Origin of the sequence: Janthinobacterium sp. FW305-129, from assembly GCF_020858115.1 — a bacterium.
GTDB lineage: Bacteria > Pseudomonadota > Gammaproteobacteria > Burkholderiales > Burkholderiaceae_D > Janthinobacterium.
Genome location: NZ_JACYMM010000011.1, coordinates 69794 through 86882 on the forward strand (window position 1 = coordinate 69794; position 17089 = coordinate 86882).

The 17089-nt window shown below is 63.1% G+C and carries 17 protein-coding genes; 9 read left to right on the top strand and 8 right to left on the bottom strand.

Annotated elements, in window-relative coordinates; translation table 11 throughout:
* Positions 1 to 25: 25 nt before the first annotated feature.
* The gene (locus IGS61_RS21510; protein ID WP_230541501.1) at positions 26 to 478 is read left to right on the top strand and encodes a hypothetical protein; all 453 of its coding nucleotides are present in this window, start codon (positions 26 to 28) and stop codon (positions 476 to 478) included.
* Positions 479 to 481: 3 nt separating this feature from the next.
* Here the strand turns inward: IGS61_RS21510 and IGS61_RS21515 are convergent, their stop codons facing one another.
* Together IGS61_RS21515 and IGS61_RS21520 are read right to left on the bottom strand one after the other, a co-directional pair.
* Positions 482 to 829: an antibiotic biosynthesis monooxygenase family protein gene (locus tag IGS61_RS21515; protein ID WP_230541502.1), complete on the bottom strand. Its 348-nt coding sequence runs from the start codon at positions 827 to 829 to the stop codon at positions 482 to 484.
* Positions 826 to 1941 (bottom strand): cytochrome P450, encoded by a 1116-nt coding sequence (locus IGS61_RS21520; RefSeq protein ID WP_230541503.1) that lies wholly within the window; start codon positions 1939 to 1941, stop codon positions 826 to 828. The genes IGS61_RS21515 and IGS61_RS21520 overlap by 4 nt, the downstream gene beginning before the upstream one ends.
* Before the next feature lie 76 nt (positions 1942 to 2017).
* Between IGS61_RS21520 and IGS61_RS21525 the strand changes: the two genes are divergently transcribed.
* From IGS61_RS21525 to IGS61_RS21545, 5 genes are all read left to right on the top strand, one after another.
* Positions 2018 to 2710: an ArsR/SmtB family transcription factor gene (locus tag IGS61_RS21525; RefSeq protein WP_230541504.1), complete on the top strand. Its 693-nt coding sequence runs from the start codon at positions 2018 to 2020 to the stop codon at positions 2708 to 2710.
* 139 nt (positions 2711 to 2849) lie between these two features.
* The gene (locus IGS61_RS21530) at positions 2850 to 3704 is read left to right on the top strand and encodes a DUF3667 domain-containing protein (RefSeq protein WP_230541643.1); all 855 of its coding nucleotides are present in this window, start codon (positions 2850 to 2852) and stop codon (positions 3702 to 3704) included.
* 73 nt (positions 3705 to 3777) lie between these two features.
* Positions 3778 to 4506 carry an ABC transporter ATP-binding protein gene (locus IGS61_RS21535; RefSeq protein WP_230541505.1) on the top strand — a complete coding sequence of 243 codons (729 nt, stop codon included), beginning with the start codon at positions 3778 to 3780 and terminating at the stop codon, positions 4504 to 4506.
* Positions 4503 to 6785 carry a CPBP family intramembrane glutamic endopeptidase gene (locus IGS61_RS21540; RefSeq protein ID WP_230541506.1) on the top strand — a complete coding sequence of 761 codons (2283 nt, stop codon included), beginning with the start codon at positions 4503 to 4505 and terminating at the stop codon, positions 6783 to 6785. The genes IGS61_RS21535 and IGS61_RS21540 overlap by 4 nt, the downstream gene beginning before the upstream one ends.
* A 72-nt stretch (positions 6786 to 6857) precedes the next feature.
* Positions 6858 to 8510 carry a patatin-like phospholipase family protein gene (locus IGS61_RS21545; protein WP_230541507.1) on the top strand — a complete coding sequence of 551 codons (1653 nt, stop codon included), beginning with the start codon at positions 6858 to 6860 and terminating at the stop codon, positions 8508 to 8510.
* Positions 8511 to 8595: 85 nt separating this feature from the next.
* Here IGS61_RS21545 and IGS61_RS21550 read toward each other — a convergent pair whose 3' ends face one another.
* The 5 genes from IGS61_RS21550 to IGS61_RS21570 all read right to left on the bottom strand — a co-directional run bounded on the left by IGS61_RS21550 (position 8596) and on the right by IGS61_RS21570 (position 12059).
* Complete coding sequence (locus tag IGS61_RS21550; protein ID WP_034784905.1) at positions 8596 to 8814, bottom strand: hypothetical protein; 219 nt, start codon at positions 8812 to 8814, stop codon at positions 8596 to 8598.
* A gap of 79 nt (positions 8815 to 8893) precedes the next feature.
* The gene (locus IGS61_RS21555) at positions 8894 to 9475 is read right to left on the bottom strand and encodes a TerD family protein (protein ID WP_099665451.1); all 582 of its coding nucleotides are present in this window, start codon (positions 9473 to 9475) and stop codon (positions 8894 to 8896) included.
* Positions 9476 to 9509: 34 nt separating this feature from the next.
* On the bottom strand, positions 9510 to 10205 hold the full coding sequence (locus tag IGS61_RS21560) for a TIGR00266 family protein (RefSeq protein ID WP_230541508.1): 696 nt from the start codon (positions 10203 to 10205) through the stop codon (positions 9510 to 9512).
* 73 nt (positions 10206 to 10278) lie between these two features.
* Positions 10279 to 10854 (bottom strand): TerD family protein, encoded by a 576-nt coding sequence (locus tag IGS61_RS21565; protein WP_077399765.1) that lies wholly within the window; start codon positions 10852 to 10854, stop codon positions 10279 to 10281.
* Between the two features lie 131 nt (positions 10855 to 10985).
* A complete protein-coding gene (locus tag IGS61_RS21570; protein ID WP_230541509.1) occupies positions 10986 to 12059 on the bottom strand; it encodes a DUF475 domain-containing protein in 1074 nt (357 codons plus the stop codon).
* A 115-nt stretch (positions 12060 to 12174) separates the two neighbouring features.
* Here IGS61_RS21570 and nhaR point away from each other — a divergent pair, with 115 nt between their 5' ends.
* The 3 genes from nhaR (at position 12175) to IGS61_RS21585 (ending at position 16008) form a co-directional block, all read left to right on the top strand.
* Positions 12175 to 13089: a transcriptional activator NhaR gene (gene nhaR, locus IGS61_RS21575; protein WP_230541510.1), complete on the top strand. Its 915-nt coding sequence runs from the start codon at positions 12175 to 12177 to the stop codon at positions 13087 to 13089.
* A gap of 123 nt (positions 13090 to 13212) precedes the next feature.
* The gene (locus IGS61_RS21580) at positions 13213 to 14547 is read left to right on the top strand and encodes an MFS transporter (protein ID WP_230541511.1); all 1335 of its coding nucleotides are present in this window, start codon (positions 13213 to 13215) and stop codon (positions 14545 to 14547) included.
* Positions 14548 to 14667: 120 nt separating this feature from the next.
* Positions 14668 to 16008 (top strand): hemolysin family protein, encoded by a 1341-nt coding sequence (locus IGS61_RS21585; RefSeq protein WP_230541512.1) that lies wholly within the window; start codon positions 14668 to 14670, stop codon positions 16006 to 16008.
* Here the strand turns inward: IGS61_RS21585 and IGS61_RS21590 are convergent, their stop codons facing one another.
* Positions 16009 to 17085, bottom strand: a complete 1077-nt coding sequence (locus tag IGS61_RS21590) for an AI-2E family transporter (protein WP_230541513.1) — start codon at positions 17083 to 17085, stop codon at positions 16009 to 16011.
* Positions 17086 to 17089: the final 4 nt, after the last annotated feature.

Genomic DNA, 17089 nt, shown 5'->3' on the forward strand with positions numbered 1-17089 from the left:
GGACGCTCCAACTGAAAGGAAAAACATGGATTACCTACATCAATCGTACCGAACGTGGTTGCTCCCCCTGTTCCTCGCCTGCCTGGCCGTGCTGGCGGGCTGCGGCGCGGCCGGCAGCGCCGGCGACGCGGAAAACACGCCGCGCAGCGTCACCCACGTGCTGTCGCCGGGCGAACAGGTGGCCATCACGGCCACCGATACCCTGAAACTCGAGCGCGTCAACGACAGCCGCTGCCGCAAGGGCGCCGTATGCGTGTGGAAAGGCTACGTCAGCTACAGTTTCAGTTTGCTCAACAGCGCTGGCGCTACCGACATCGTGCTGTCCGAATCCATGCCCGGCGCCGCCAGTTCCGTCACCGTCAACCACCTGACGTTCACCCTGCTCGACGTCGACCCGGCCACGCCGCCGGCCCTCAACGCGGCCGAGCCCACCTACCGGGTCAAAGTGAAAATTACGCAGGGCGCGCTGCCCCGCTAAACGCTAGGCATCGTGGCGCTGGCGGCTGTCGGCGGGCGCCTGCTGCCGCTCCAGCATGCCGTAATCGCGCACCACGCCGGCGATGCGCAGCCGGTAATCGTCGAACACGCCGTGCCGACCGGCCGACTGCGCCGCGCGGTGCGCTTCGAGCTGCCGCCACCGGGCCAGCGCCGCCTCGTCGCGAAAGAAGGACAGCGACAGCAATTTGCCTGGCTCGCTCAGGCTGCTGAAACGTTCGATGGAAATGAAACCGTCCACTTCATCGAGCAAGGGCCGCAGCGCGGCCGCCAGGTCAAGATATTGCTGGCGGCCATCGGCGCTGGGCCAGACTTCAAAAATCACGGCAATCATGCGTTGTCTCCTTGCGCAAACACGGGAATGCGGGCGTTCAGCGACGGCAGATAGGCCCACGCCAGCGGCATGCCTTCCAATGCACCGGCCCATGCCAGCAGGCAAGCCGTGGCGATGGTGTGCGCGATGGACTGGCCCGGACAGGCGTGGCGGCCATGGCCAAAACCCAACTCCGCATAGCCGGCGCTGGCCAGCACGACGACGATCATCTGCCCGGCCGGTATGCGCACGCCGTGCAATGCCACGGCATCGGCCGTGTAGCGGCGCGTGTTGTGGATGGCGGGATCATGCCGGCTGGCCTCGCGCAGCATGGCCGGCCAGCGCTCGGGCGCCGCGCGCAGTTGCGCGAACAACTGCGGTTGCGCACGCAAGGCCACGATGGCATTGCCCAGCAAACCGGCCGTGGCGTCGCAGGTCTGCGACAGCAAGCCCACGAGGTTGGCCAGCATGCCGCCGCCCATGGCATCCGCCCCGGCCACGATGTCGTGCAGCACGCTGCCGGGCCGCGCGTCGCCCTCACACAGCAAGGCGGCAAAACCTTGCAGCAAGGCATCAGCCGCTTCCTGCGCGCCTGCCAATTGTTCTCCATTGCTCAGCGGCGACAAACAGGCGACAAAGGCGCGCGTCCAGGCGCCCAGCGCCGGCCATTGCGCTGGCGCAAAGCCCAGCAAGTCCGCCATGGCGAACAGGGGCAGTTCAAACATCGCGTCATTCAGCTGCGCGGCGCTGCCGGGAACGCGGTCGCCGGCAAGATCCACCACCCGTCCATGCAGGCGCGCCAAATCCGCCTGGCCCAGCGCCCGCGCCAACACCTGTTTCGGCACGGCATGCCGCTCGCCATCGTTCATGCGCACCAGTTCGGCAAAAATCGCGCCGCACGGCGTGCCTGCCAGATTCTGCGGCACGGCCTGGCCCGGCGGGCGCACGCGGCAAGCGGGATGCGCCAGCACGGCCTGCACGCCGGCCGTGCCCGTCGCCAGCCAGCAATCGAGCTGCGCGTCGAAGCGCAGGGGCGGGCCGTCCGCCAGGCGGCGATAGTAGCCGTACGGCGCCGCGTGGGTGACGGCAGAAAAAGGGTCGGCGGGATCGATAACAAAGTCGGCGAGCGGCATGCGCATTCCATTGCAGTGAAGTGGGGACACGAGTATGCTGGCCCTTCCACCACAACACTTCGCCCACGGACGAATCATGGATGACAAGCTTCCCTCGGCCGACATGGGCCTGGCGCAACTGGCCGGCGCCATCGCCGAACCGGCGCGCGCGCGCATGCTGTGCAGCCTGCTCGATGGCCATGCGCGCACGGCCACGGAACTGGCCACCTTGGCCGAGGTGGGCGCCTCGACGGCCAGCGCCCATCTGAGCCGCTTGCGCGAGGATGGCTTGCTGTCCATGCTGGCGCAAGGCAAGCACCGCTATTACCGCCTGGCCAGCATGGAGGTGGGCCACGCCCTCGAAGCGCTGCTGGTGGTGGCCGGCGTGGCCGCAACGCCCTTTACGCCCACCACGCCGGACCGCTTGCGCCATGCGCGCACCTGCTACGACCACATGGCCGGCACCGTGGCCGTCGCCCTGCACGACCAGTTGCATGCGCAAGGCTGGCTGCTCGACGATGGCGCAGAATATCGCCTGTCGGAAGCGGGCACGGCCGGCATGGCGGCCCTGGGCATCGACGTGCCGCAACTGCAGCGCCAGCGCCGCCGCTTCGCCTGTGCCTGCCTGGACTGGAGCGAACGGCGCGCCCACCTGGGCGGCGCGCTGGGTGCCGCCGTCCTGCAACTGGCCCTGCGCCAGGGCTGGGCCGAGCGCGAATTCGACAGCCGCGCCCTGCGCCTCACGCCAAGCGGGGAGCGGCGCCTGCTGGCCGCATTTGCCTGTCGCTGAACGGTACAGGCATTTTGTATCTCATAAGCAACTATCGAGAGAAAAATGCCCTTTTATCATTGTTTTCATTCATCATAGGCTGCGCCCTTGAGCGTGCATTTTTCCCTTTCGGCCATGGAAAGAGTCCATCTTGAAAACAGTGTCGTCCAGCACCAGTCCCGCCAGTACCTGCCATAACTGCCACACCGACGCGCCAGGCAACTTCTGCAGCGCCTGCGGCCAGTCCACCACCCTGCACGTACCCAGCGCGCGCGAATTCCTGCATGAATTTGTCGCGCATTATGTGGCGCTCGAAGGCAAGCTGTGGCGTACGCTGGCCCTGCTGCTGTTCCGCCCTGGCGCACTGAGCAATGAATACATCGCGGGACGCCGCGTGCGCTACGTCGAACCGCTGCGCGTCTACCTGAGCTTCAGCATCCTGTTCTTTGCCATCCTCAAGTTCAGCAGCCCCGACGTATTCCTCACCGTCCACGAACAGCAAGCCCAGGCAAGCGCCCACGGCCCACGTGAAATTCCGGAAAGCAAGACATCGCCTATGCAGGTCAGCATTCTGGGCCAGACGCCCACCCTGCCGCGCCAATGGCAAGACTTTGAGCAACTGCCCACGGCCGAGAAACAAAAACTCGTGGTGGAAAGCTTTTTCCATTACGCGCCGTACGCCATGTTTGGCCTGATGCCGCTGTTCGCCCTGTTCCTGAAAATCCTCTACCTGGGCAGCGGACGGCGCTATGGCGAGCATTTCCTGTTCGCTCTGCATACGAACGCCTTCGCCTTCATCACGATGGCGCTGATGATCCTCATCCCCGTCGACCTTGTCCGCCTTGCGCTCGGCGCCTGGCTGCTGGCCTATCTGCCGTGGGCCATGTGGCGCGTGTATCCAAGCGGCAAGCTCGCTACCGTCTGCCGCTGGCTGCTGTTGATGGCAGCCTACGTCCTCGCCATGGGCCTGGCGATCGTGGCCTGCATCGCCATCGGAGTGATGTTGCGACATTAAGTTAGGCCACTAAGGGGCGCTCCGGCGGCGCCGTCTCGGGCTATCATCCTGCACGCCATCTTTTTTGGGAAGCATGATGATCGCCTTCGAAGGCTTGTCCAAACACTACGGCACGTTCGAAGCCGTCAAGCCGCTGACCTTACAGGTTAGCAAGGGGGAGCTCTTCGGTTTCCTGGGTCCGAACGGGGCCGGCAAGACCACCACCATCCGCATGCTGATGGGCATCCTCGTGCCCAGCAGCGGCCGCGTGCTGGTCGATGGCCTCGATTGCCACCGCGATGGCGCCGCCGTCAAGCGCAAGGTCGGCTACCTGCCCGACACCCCCATCTTTTACGATTATTTGCGGGGCCGTGAAATCCTGCAATTCGTGGCCGAAATGCATGGTTTTACGCGCGCGGAAGCGGCCGACCGCGCCGCGCGCCTGCTGACGGAATTCGGCCTGGACGAGGCGGCCGAAGACTTTGCCGTCAACTACTCGCTGGGCATGAAGAAAAAGCTGGGCCTGGCGTGCGCGCTGATCCACGATCCGGCCGTGCTGATTCTCGACGAGCCGATCAACGGCCTCGACCCGCGCGCGTCGCGCGAGGTGCAGGAACGCCTGTTGCGCCGCGCCGCCGCCGGCACCACCATCTTCGTGTCCACGCATTTGCTGGACATGGCGCAAAAGCTGTGCAGCCGCGTCGCCATCATCCACCGGGGCGCCCTGGTGGCCACGGGCAGCCTGGACGATATCCGCCAGCAACTGTCCAGCGATGGCAGCCTGGAAGACCTCTTTTTGCAACTCACCGACGAAACCGCATGACACCGGCGCCGCCCACCGCCTGGCGCGCCGTCTGGCTGCTGACCCGCTTGCGCCTGCAGCGCCTGCTCAACGTCAGCGGCCGGGGCTTGTCCTTCACGAAAAACAATAAGAGCCGCCCCGCCACGCCGGGCAAGCGCAGCAGGCGCTGGCTGCCGGGCGCGCTGCTCTTGCTGCCCATGCTGTTTTCCTTCGGCAGCATCGCCCGCCATGGCGTCCTGAACATGCATTGTTTGCTCGACCAGGTCGCCGCCTGCCAGGTGCGCGGCAGCCTGTACACGGACAACCACCTGCTCGACCCCGTCATCGCCCAGCTGATGGGCGCGCCGTTCAGCACGGCGCTGATCGGCGGCCTGACGCTGCAACTGGCGCTGCTGTGGCTGGTCAGCGTATTATTGCCGCTGGGCATGGGAGAGTTGTCGAAGCCGGACTGGGACCTGGAATGGCTGGTCACCTTGCCCGTCGAAAAAAGCACCTTGCTATGGGCGCGCGTGCTCGAACGCACGCTCGTCAATCCGGCCGGCTTGCTGGCCCTGTGGCCCGGCACGACCATGATCGCCTGGTATGCGGGCCAGGGCTGGCTTTCACCGCTGTCCGGCCTGCTCACCAGCCTCGTCCTGCTGGCCCTGGCCGCCATGCTGCGCACCCTCGTCGACACGGGCTTGCGCCTGTCGCTCAATCCTGCCCAACTGGGCAACCTGCAGGCCGTGATTTCGCTGGCGGGCCTGTTGCCCATGTATATGGGCATGTCCTTCGGCATGGGCATGGGCGGCTTCGCCTATGACTGGGCGGCCGCCATGCCCGCCTGGAGCGGCTGGACGCCGCCGGGCCTGCTGGTACGGCTGCTCAATGCCGATGGCGTGGCCGCCTTGCTGCCCGCTATCCTGCTGCTGGCGCAATGCGTGTGCTTGATGCTGCTGGGCATGGCCGTGCTGCGCCGCCAGTTGCGCCACGGCGTCGTGGGCGCGGGCCAGCGCGAAGCGGCGCGCAAGCCGGCAGCGACGCCATCGCCCCCACGCCGGTGGCGCCCGCGCCCCGGCACGCCGATCCAGCGGCGCGAATTGACATTACTCTTGCGCGACCGCAATTTTCTCGTGCAAACCCTGTTGCTGCCGCTGCTCATCCTCGGCGGCCAAGCCCTGTTCACAGGCCAGGCGCGCGACCTGCACGCGCTGCTGGCCAGCCCCGTCCTGCTGGCCTGCACCGGCTTTTTCCTCGGCAGCTATGTGCTCATGATGTCGGCCTTCCAGACCCTGAACAAGGAAGGCGGCGCGCTGTGGCTGCTATACACGTTTCCCGTCTCCATCGAGCAGGCGCTGCGGCAAAAGGCGCAGCTGTGGGCCGTGCTGGCCCTGCTGTATCCAGTCATCCTGTTCGGCGCGGCGCTGGCCTGGCTGCCCGCCTGGTCGTGGCAGACGGCGGGCCTGATGCTGCTGGCTCTGGCCGGCATTCCCCTGTACGCGGCGATCGCCGTGGCGCTGGGCGTGTTTGCCAGCGACCCGCTGGCCACCGAGGCAACGGCAAAGGTGCGCCCCGCGTATATGTACCTGTATCTGCTGCTCACCGGCCTGTACATCGCGGCGCTGGCCGCCGGCAGCGCCGTGCAACAGCTGGTGTTTGTCGCGCTCACGGGCGCGCTGGCCGTGGCCCTGTGGCAAAAGGCGCGCGATGCGCTGCCCTACCTGCTCGATCCGGCCGCCTCGCCGCCGGCCACGGTCTCGGCGGCCGACGGCCTGATCGCCGCCATGCTGTTTTTTATTCTGCAAACCCTGCTGTTGATCCTGCTCAAGGACCAGGTGGCCGGCGTGCTCACGTATGTGCTGCTGCGTCTCGTATATTGGCGCGCCGGGACGACGGGCGTGCCGCGCATCGGACAGGGCCGCCAGCCGTGGCGCTGGGGAGGCGCGGGCGCCTGTATCGCTGCGCTGTCCGGCATCGGCTACGCAGCCCTGTTGCCGCAGGCCGCTTCGCCATTGATGCATATCAATAGCAACGGACTGTGGCTGGCGGGACTGACGCTGCTGGCCGCGCCCCTGTGCGAGGAATTCATTTTCCGCGGCTTGCTGCAGGGCGGCTTGCGCCGCGCGCTGCCGTCCTGGCAGGCGGTCGGCATCACCGCCGCACTGTTTGCCCTCGTGCATCCACCGGCCGCCATGCTGCCTGCCTTCGTACTGGGCCTGTGCGCGGGCCTCGCGTACGAACGCAGCGGCGCGCTGCTGGCGCCCATGCTGGTACACGCCGGCTACAGCGCCGCCCTCCTCGCGTATGGACTGCATGCTTAATCACCGGCAAGTTTGCTAGAATCGCACACGTTTCCGTCCGTATCCCAACCCCTGACTACGCACAGATCGCGCATGCATCCACGTTTGTTTGTCCCATTTATCCTCGTTGCGCTGCTGAGCGGTTGCACGGTACTCGCCCTGCGCCCCAACAGCGGCGTCGAAAACCGCACGTTTGCCGTGCAGGAAGCACCGCGCCTGCGCATCGACGCGCCCAAGGCCCGCATCCAGAACCCGATGCCCAACGACCACTTCATCGGCATCGCCCTGTCCGGTGGCGGCAGCCGCGCGGCCAATTTCTCGGCCGCCTCGCTGGAGCAGCTGGAAGAGTTCGGCCTCGTCAGCGGCGCCTCGGCCATCTCCGGCGTCTCGGGCGGCGCCATCGCGGGCGGCTACTATGCGCTGCATGGCAAGCAGACGGATTGGCCATTGCTGCGCAGCAAACTGAAAACGGATTTCTTCGGCCAGACCATATTAAAACCCGCCAACCTGACGACGATGTTGCTCACGAACAAGACGCGCACCTCGTTCCTGTCCGACGTGTTCGACGATGTGCTGTACGACAAGAAAACCTACCAGGACTTGCCGCACGACGGCCCCATCTTCCTGGCCAACGCAACGGACGCCACCGATGGCGGCAAGCGCGTGGTGTTTTCCTACGAGTATTTCTACGGCACCCTGCATTCGCCGATCCAGGATATCCGCCTGGCCACGGCCGTGGCCACCTCGGCCGCCTTTCCCGGCGTGTTCGATTCCGTCACCTTCGAGCGTTTCCGTCCGAAAAACAGTTTCGTGCCGGAACTCGGTTCCGAGTCGCGCGAATCGCCGTCCTACGTGCACCTGTTCGACGGCGGCGCGGCCGACAACCTGGGCGTGGAAACCCTGTGGGACGTGGCCTTGACTCAGCTGTACGGCAACGACATGGCCGTCGTGCCGCCGCGCCTGAACAGCAAGCCCTTCATCCTCCTTTCCATCGATGCGAACGCACCCAATTCCAGCGCCGTCTTCGAAAAGATGTCGGACGAGCGCCAGCCGCTGGACCGCATCTTCAACAAGAATATCTACGATGCCGTCGACGCCCTGTTTTCACGCCAGCGCAAGGAAAACCTCGTCAAGATGGGCTTTGGGCAAGCCCGCTTCGATACCATCACGCATGAAAACTTCGGCGACCTGAGCCAGAAATTCGTCAAGGGCAAGCGCACCTCGGCCTTTGCCATCCCCGTGCTGTGCCGCCCCCACCTGGGCCAGTACCGCTGCGAAGTCGATGCGGCCGATCCCTTGCCGGGCCAGATCCGCACGCGGCTGGAAGGCTTTGCCTGGCATATTTCCATCGACCAGATCGCCTCGCTGGCGCTGCGCCTGTCCAGCGGCGATGCGCAAGTCGACAGTGCGCGCAAGGAAGAGCGCGCCGCCCTCGTCAAGCTGCAGCGCCTGGCCACGCAAACGAAGACCCATCTGAAACTGACGGGTCCGGAAAACTGCAGCCCGGACGTCCTGCAATCGGCCCTGTACAGCGCCGCGCGCGTGCTGATCCTCGACGACGAGGAATCGCGCTTCGCCCTGTGCGATTACATGCTGGCGGGCCAGCTGATCAATGACGACACCGTCTGCAAGCAGCGCTACGTGCACGCCCTGCCCCGCTTCGCCATCGAAAGCGAAGATTTGCAGTACCGCAACCTGAGTTCGGACGGCAATTCCGTGAACGTGCCGATACGCTGCAAGAAGTGAGCGCGCACAAAAAAGCCCGCACGATCGCTCGTGCGGGCTTTAGCGCAAGGATTCCTGGCGCCCGGTTGATTTAGATCAATCGACCTTAAATCAAGCGACTACGCCTGCGCATGTAGCTGCGGCTTAACGCACCTTCCAGTTCCTGCTCCGTTTTATGCTGGTTCACCGTGTACAGGGCCCACAGGGCCGCCGGCGCCCAGCCGATCACAGTGCACTGCAAAATCAAGGCGGCGGCACCGGCCAGCGGGCGCCCCAGCATGAAAAACGTGAGACACGGAAGTAGCAAGGCTATCAGCAATCGCATCACGACATACTCTCCTAAATATAGAGCAGCGGACAAGGGCCGGTATCCGGTCCGTCCCCCGCCCGCTGCGTACTGCTCCTTATAGATGCACGGATATCTGGGGCATCAGGTCGTCAAAGGTGCGACCGTTGCCGTTTTCTCCGATGGCGTGCATCTTCCATTCGCCGTTATGGCGGTACAGCTTGGCCATGATCTGTGCCGTGTGGGAACCTTGCACAGACAGGTTGAAACGCGCGACTTCCTGGTTATTGCTGGCATTCAAGATGCGGCAATAGGCGTTTTCCACCTGCGAGAAGTTCTGGCCAGTAAAGCTGTTGACGGTGAAGACGAGGCTTTTCACGTGCGCCGGCACTTTCGACAGATCGACATTGATCTGTTCGTCGTCGCCATCGCCCGCGCCCGTGCGGTTGTCGCCCGTGTGGACAATGCTGCCGTCCTTGCTTTTCAGCTGGCGGAACCAGACGATATCGGACGTGCTCTTGTTGTCATCGAACATGACGCACGAGGCGTCCAGGTCGACGGCTTCCGTCTTCGAACCGAAACCGAGGAAACCCTTGGTCTTGGCCGCATCCCAGCCCAGGCCCATGGTGATGCGGGTCAGGGTGGTGCCAGCTTCTTTGTCCAGAGAAATCTTCTGGCCTTTGCTCAAATTGACAGACATACGCATTGCTCCTGTTTAGTTAGTTACTGCTTGATTACGCCGGCTTGCTTTGGGTCCAGGCGAGGAAGGCCGCGCGGTTGCGCGAGCACACGAGGATTTTTCCCGTGCCTGAAAATTTCAGTACTACGCCCTCGCCGCTGGTCTGGCTATTGATCAAATTGCCCAGAAAGCCGCCGCTGCTGCCGGTCGTCATGGAAATTTCGTATTGCAGGCGGTTGTCCCAGCATACGACGTGCGAGTTATCGATCACCACGTCCTTGCCAGGCGTCACTTCCAGTATCGACATCGCGCCAAAACCGGACACCGCCAGCTGGCCGCTGCCTGCCGTCTCGGTGATGAAAAAACCACCGCTCTGGGCAAACAGCGCATTGCCAAGGCTTTGCGTGCGCACCTTCAATTCCACGCCAGAGCTGGCCGCCACGAAGGCGCCGTCGCTGATCATGTATTGTTGGGCTCCAATATCGAGCACCCGCATCGCGCCGGGCAAGGTGGGCGACAACAGACAATCGCCGTCGCCCCGCATGGCCTCGATATGCTGCTGAAAGAACGATTCACCGTTGGCAAAGGTGCGCATCAGCGCAGCGCCTATGCCGCCCGTCATCTTGCCTTTCAGCTCAAGATTGGTTTCCATCATCACCATCGCATTGGATTCGCAATAGATCTTCTCGCCCTTGGCCAGCGACACATGCAGGAACGGGTCGACGTCCCCGGTAATATTGAAAACTGGCATCTGACTATTCCTTCCTCAACGATGATGGTGATGGCGGCGGCCCGCGCTGCGGACCGCCTTGATTATTTACAACTTACACGCCGACGCCGAACGATGCTGCGAGTGGACCCAGGCCACCCTTGTAGCCCTGGCCGATGGCCTTGAATTTCCAATCGCCGCCGTTGCGGTAGATTTCGCCGAAGACCATGGCCGTTTCCGCCGAACCGTCTTCCGACAGGTCGAAACGGGCGATTTCCGTGTTGCCGTTGGCATTCACGCAACGCACGTAGGCCTTCGATACCATACCAAAGTTTTGCTTGCGCGCCTCGGCATCGTGAATCGTGACGCAGACGGCGATCTTGTCGATCTCGGCTGGCACCGTGGCCAGGTCGACGATGACGGTTTCATCATCGCCATCGCCGGCGCCGGTGGTGTTGTCGCCCGAGTGGGTGACGGAACCGTCGCTCGACTTCAGGTTGTTGTAGAAAATCATGTCGACGTCGGCGCGAACCTTGCCGTCGGCCTTCAGCAGGAACACGGAACCGTCGATGTCGAACGCGGCGCCGTCGGTGGCGCGGGCATCCCAGCCCAGGCCGATGATCATCTTCGAAATGCCGGGGGCTTCCTTGCTCAGGTTGACGTTGCCGCCTTTTTGCAGACTGATTGCCATGATGTATTTCTCCTATGTGGGTTGTGTATGACCAAACACCTGGCGCCCTCCACCGGCCTGACTCCCCAGGCCGGCGGCGACGCTTGCTGCAACTTGCCGACAAACGGGTGTAGTCGTTTGCCGCGCATTCTTTACACTGCCTTGACCGCTTCCAGCGCTTCCGTCTGGCCTTCTTCAAGCGCCATCCTGCGCTTGTAGCGGATCGACGACCACAGCGAGGCGAGAATGAAGGCCACGCCGATCAGACCCGTGAAGATCTCGGGAATGTGGAACTTCATGCTGACCAACATGATCACGGCCAGGATACCGATCGCATAGTGCGCGCCGTGCTCCAGATAAACGAACTCGTCGAGCGTGCCCTTGCGCACCAGGAACACCGTCATCGAACGCACGAACATCGCGCCGATTGCCAGGCCCAGCATGATGATCACGACATCCTTGGTGATGGCAAACGCACCGATCACGCCGTCAAAGCTGAACGAGGCGTCGAGCACTTCCAGGTACAGGAAGCCGCCAATACCGCCGCGCTTGATGATGTCGCCCATGTTGCCGTCGCCGTTATCGCCTTCCAGCAAGCCGCTGATCACATCGACGCCCACGTAGGTCAGGATGCCCCACAGGCCGGCCGTCAGAACCACCAGCTTCTGGCCTTCTTCGATCATCGACAGGCTGACCATCAGGGTACCGAGCGCGATCATCACGGAAATCGACGAGATCTTGCCCAGCGCGCCCAGTTTTTCTTCAATACGGCCCAGCCAGTGCGTTTCTTTTTCCGAGTCCAGCAGGAAGTTCAGGAAAACCAGCAGCAGGAAAATGCCGCCGAAGGCCGCCACTTCCGCGTGGTGATTCGTCAGGTGCATCGAATACTGTTCCGGATTGCTCAGTGCCAGATTCCATACTTCCATCAAACCCAGGTCCGCCGCTTGCGCCACGATGACCAGCGGAAACAGCAGACGCATGCCGAACACGGCGATGATGATGCCCACGCCGAGGAACAGGTTCTGCCAGAACTTGTCCCAGTTCTTCAGCACCGAGGCGTTGACCACCGCGTTGTCGAACGACAGCGAGACTTCCATCACGCCCAGGATCACCGCGATACCGAGCGCCGCCAGCATCGTCTGCACGCCACCGTGCGTATAACCCCACCAGGCGGAAATGCCCAGGCAGATAAATGTCACTAGAAATGACACTCTGAAATGCTTCATCGATAGTTCCCCGTTATCTAGATTTAATGAAACATAGTATAGGGACATGTCACACATTTAAAAATGGAAGATAATGGAAGTATTACTTCGTAAAAACAGAAGATAGGATATCGCGATGAAAACCACGGGTTTCAATTACCGCCATTTGTACTTCTTTTGGGTCGTCGCCAAGGAAGGCGGCGTGACGCGCGCGGCCGAACGGCTGGGACTGGCCGTGCAAACCATCAGCACCCAGCTGGCCCTGCTGGAAAAGGAACTGGGCAAATCGCTGCTGCAGCCGCAGGGACGGCGCCTGGTGCCGACGGAGGCGGGCCGCCTCGCGCTCGGCTATGCGGACCAGATCTTTTTGCTCGGTGAACAGATGCAGGATGCGCTGGCCGACACCGACGCGGAAAAGATGCGTTTGACGGTGGGCATTTCCGATTCCCTGCCGAAACTGATGGCTTACCGCATGCTCGACGCCACGCGCAGCCTGGACAAGCCCGTCAAGCTCGTGTGCCTGGAAGACGAATTCGAATCCTTGCTGGCCGACCTGGCCCTGCACAAGCTGGACCTGGTGTTGACGGACCGGGCCGTGCCGGCCGGCGCCAGCCTGCGCGTGTCCAGCCACCTGTGGGGCGAGAGCGCCATGAAGCTGTTCGCCATCCCCGCGCTGGCGGAACAGTACCGCGGCAATTTCCCCCACAGCCTGCACGGCGCGCCATTTCTGCTGCCGGCGCGCAACAACGCCTTGCGCGGGCGCATCGATGAATGGATGGTGCAGCAAGGCGTGCGCCCCGACGTGGTCGGCGAATTCGAGGATAACGCCATGCTCAACGCGTTTGGCCGCAAGGGCCTGGGCCTGTTCTTCGCCTCGGCCAGCCTGGCCGGCGAGATCGAGGAGCAATTCGGCGCCGTACTGGTGGGCGACGCCTCGTCCCTGCGCGAACAGTTTTATGTGATCTCGAACGAGCGCAAGATCATGCACCCGGCCCTCGACGTGATCCTGGCCGCCATCCAGGGCCGCCCGAAGATTCACAAGGAAACCTGATAAATCCATTCGAAAATAACGTTTGAATAATCAATCAAAAGCGATTGTAATGAAGCCTGAGACAAACACGCGCCTGTCCCTCGCCGGAAGGGCGCGATTACCATAAAAAACAGGAGCGGCACCATGTCCACGGCAGGCAAGACGATCGATATTCCCGATCTCATCAATAACAACAAGATCGGCTCCTTTCAGATCGGCATGCTGATCCTGTGCGGGCTATGCGTCATCATGGATGGCTTCGACGTGCAGGCGATGGGCTATGTGGCGCCCGCCATCATTGCCGACTGGCATGTGAGCAAGGCCAACCTTGGCCCCGTCTTCGGCGCGGGCTTGCTGGGCATGCTGGTCGGTTCGCTCGTTTTCAGCATCACGGCCGACAAGTTCGGCCGCCGTCCCGTGCTGATCGGCTCGACCATCTTCTTTTCCCTGTGCATGCTGGTCACGCCGCTGGCAACGACCATCGAGCAATTGCAGCTGATACGCTTCATTACCGGACTGGGCCTGGGCGCCGTGATGCCGAACGCCATGGCGCTGGCCGGCGAATACAGCCCCCTGCGCAAGAAAGTTACCTTGATGATGCTCGTCTCGTGCGGCTTTACCCTGGGCGCCGTGCTGGGCGGATTATTGTCCGCCGCGCTGATTCCCGCCTTCGGCTGGCAATCCGTGTTTTACGTGGGCGGCGTGGTGCCGCTGGTGATCGGCGTGCTGATGTTCTTCCTGCTGCCGGAATCGATGCAATTTCTGGTATTGAAGAAACGCAAGCTCGACAAGGTGGCGCAGTGGCTGAAACGCATCGATCCCACCGTCAACATCACGGCCGACACGCAATACGTCGTGCATGAAAAGGAACACAAGGGCGCGCCCGTGCTGCAATTGTTTACGGGCGGCCGCGCGAAGATGACGATTTTGTTGTGGGTCATCAACTTCATGAACTTGCTCAATTTATATTTCCTGTCCAACTGGCTGCCGACCATCGCCAAGGAAGCGGGCTTGTCGACGGCCAACGCCGTGCTGGCGGGCACGGCCCTGCAAGTGGGCGGCACCATCGGCACCCTCGTCATGGGCCAGCTGATCGACCGCTCCAGCTTCCGCCGCATCCTGCTGCCATGCTTCCTGGTCGCGGCAGTCGCCATTGCCCTGATCGGCCGTCCGGACGTGTCGCTGGCCTTCCTGTTCATTACCATCTTCATCGCCGGTTTCTGCGTGGTGGGCGGCCAGCCGGCCGTCAACGCCCTGGCGGCCAGCTACTACCCGACCACCCTGCGCTCGACGGGCATCGGCTGGAGCCTGGGCGTGGGCCGCATCGGTTCCATCATCGGTCCCGTGCTCGGTGGCGAGCTGATCCGCCTGAACTGGCCCAACAGCACAATTTTCCTCGTCGTCGCCATTCCCGCCATCGTCTCGGCCGTCATGGTCTTCGCCATGCGCGGCGGGCCGCAAACGGCCGCCAAAGGCTGAAAAAGCATGGAAAACCGGGCGCGCGCGCCCGCCTGCACGGGCGGGGCACGCGGCTAAATTAGGCTATGCCGGCCTTCGTCGTTTAAGATGTCGTTTTTACAGCCCATCTTCCGCGCCCCCATGCACAATGTCTTGCTAGTCCTGCTCGCCCTCTTCCTGGTCGCGCTGAACGGTTTTTTTGTTGCCGCCGAGTTTGGCATTGTCACCTTGCGCCGCACGCGCATCCGCGCCATCGCCAAGACGCAGGGACTACGGGGCCGCATCCTGGCCAAGGTGCATGGCCAGCTGGACGCCTACCTGTCCGCCTGCCAGCTGGGCATCACGCTGGCGTCGCTGGGCCTGGGCTGGGTCGGCGAACCGGCGTTCGCCGGCTTGCTCGAGCCGCTGTTCGGCGCCATCGGCGTCACCTCGCAAGAGCTGATCCACGGCGTATCCTTCGTCGTCGCCTTCAGCGTGATTTCCTTCCTGCACATCGTCGTGGGCGAACTGGCCCCCAAATCGATGGCCATCCGCAACCCGGAAGCCGTCGGCCTGTGGAGCGCGATTCCCCTGTACGGCTTTTACTGGACCATGTACCCGGCCATCTACCTGCTCAACGCCAGCGCCAACTGGGTGCTGCGCCTGGCGGGCCTGTCCGGCAAGGGCGGCCACGATGCCCATTACTCGTCCGAAGAATTGAAACTGATCCTGCGCACCAGCCAGCCCGGCGAGAAGTTTACGCGCGACGAGCGCAACATCCTGGCGCAGTCGCTTGATTTCGAACAAATGACCGTGTCGGACCTGATGCGCCCGATCAATGAAGTGATCGCCCTGCACGCCTCGAACACGCTGGAAGAAAACCTCAACACGGTGCTGCGCAACCGCTTCAGCCGCTACCCGTATTTCGACACGAATGAAGACGACGTGCTGGGCGTGGTGCACCTCAAGGATCTGTTCTTTGCCCAGCAGGCGGGCAAACCGATCACCTCGCTCACGCCGTTCCTGCGTCCCGTCGACATCATTTCCGCGCGCACGCCGGCCCTGGAACTGTTCCGGCGCTTTCGCGACGGCGCGCCCCACTTCGCCCTGATCGGCGAGAAGGGCAAGCGTCCGCTGGGTTTTATTACGCTCGATAACTTGCTCGGCGCCATGGTGGGCGAAATCCGCGATGAATTCCGCCGCAATGAAAACGACTGGCTCAAGCAAAGCGACGGCACCCTGATCGGCAAGGCCAGCCTGCCCATCTTCTCGCTCGAACGCATCCTCGGCATCGATATCGAAAACGAGGAGCTGGGGCTGGACGACGTGGAATCGGTGGGCGGCTTGATCATGGTCAAGCTCGGTGACATCCCGAAGCAGGGCCAGCGCATCACCTTCGTCGACTTCGACATCGTCGTCAAGAAGATGAACGGGCCCCGCATCGTGCTGATCAAGGTGATTCCGAAGCAGGAACGCGATCTCGATGCGGACTTGCGCGACTGATTACTTCTTCAACGTAATCGTATCCTTGCCCTGCGGCACGGTGGTTTCGCCCACCGTCCACGTTTGCAGCAGGCTGTACAGCACCGCCAGCAGGGTCGGGCCGATAAAGATGCCGACGAAGCCGAAGGCCAGCACGCCGCCCAGCACGCCCAGCAGCACCAGCAAGAACGGCAGGCTGCTGCCGCGGCTGATCAGCATGGGTTTGACCACGTTGTCCACGCCGCTGATCAGCAGCGCGCCCCACACCAGCATGAAAATGCCCCAGCCCGTCTGGCCGTCTGAAAACAGCCAGATGGCGGCGCCGCCCCAGATCAATGGCGGGCCGACGGGAATCAGCGAAAAGATGAAGGTGGCCACGCCCAGCAGCGCGACGGCCGGCACGCCGGCGATCAGGAAGCCGACCACGGCCACCAGGGCCTGCGCCAGCGCTGTGCCCAGCAAGCCGTACATGACGCCGCGCACGGTGCGGCTGATGGTCAGGCCCACGCCCGGCGCGCTGTCGCCGATGATGCGGCCGGCGCCCGTCATCAGGGCACGGCTCAGTTGCTGGCCGTCGCGGTAGAGGAAGAAGCTGACGAACACGGCCAGGCTGGTCTGCGCCAGGCCCGTGCCCAGCAGGATGCCGCCGGAAGCGAGGAAGTGGCGCGCCGGCTCCAGCATGGTCTTACCCAAATTCAATAATTCCTCGCGGTCGGCAAGCAGGCGCTCCACGTAGCCGGCGATGGTTTCGCCCACCACGGGAATGTTGGCCAGCCAGGCCGGTGGATGCAGGCCGCCCGATTCCAGCGCCGTGCGCAGCTGTTCATAGATGCGCGAGACATTGTCGGCCAGGTTATAGGTGACGAGGGCCAGCGGCAGCACGATGACCAGGATCAGGGACACGGTCATGATGGCGGCCGCCCAGTTGCGCCGGCCTTTCAGGCGTTCGAGCAGCAGCAGGTACAGGGGCCAGCTGGAAATGCCCACGCAGGCGGCAAACAGCATGGCGGCGAGGAAGGGCCGCAAGACGAAAAAGCAGCCGATCAGCAAGAAGATGACGGCTGCCAGGCGGGCGTGCGGCTCGAAACGTTTATCCATGTAC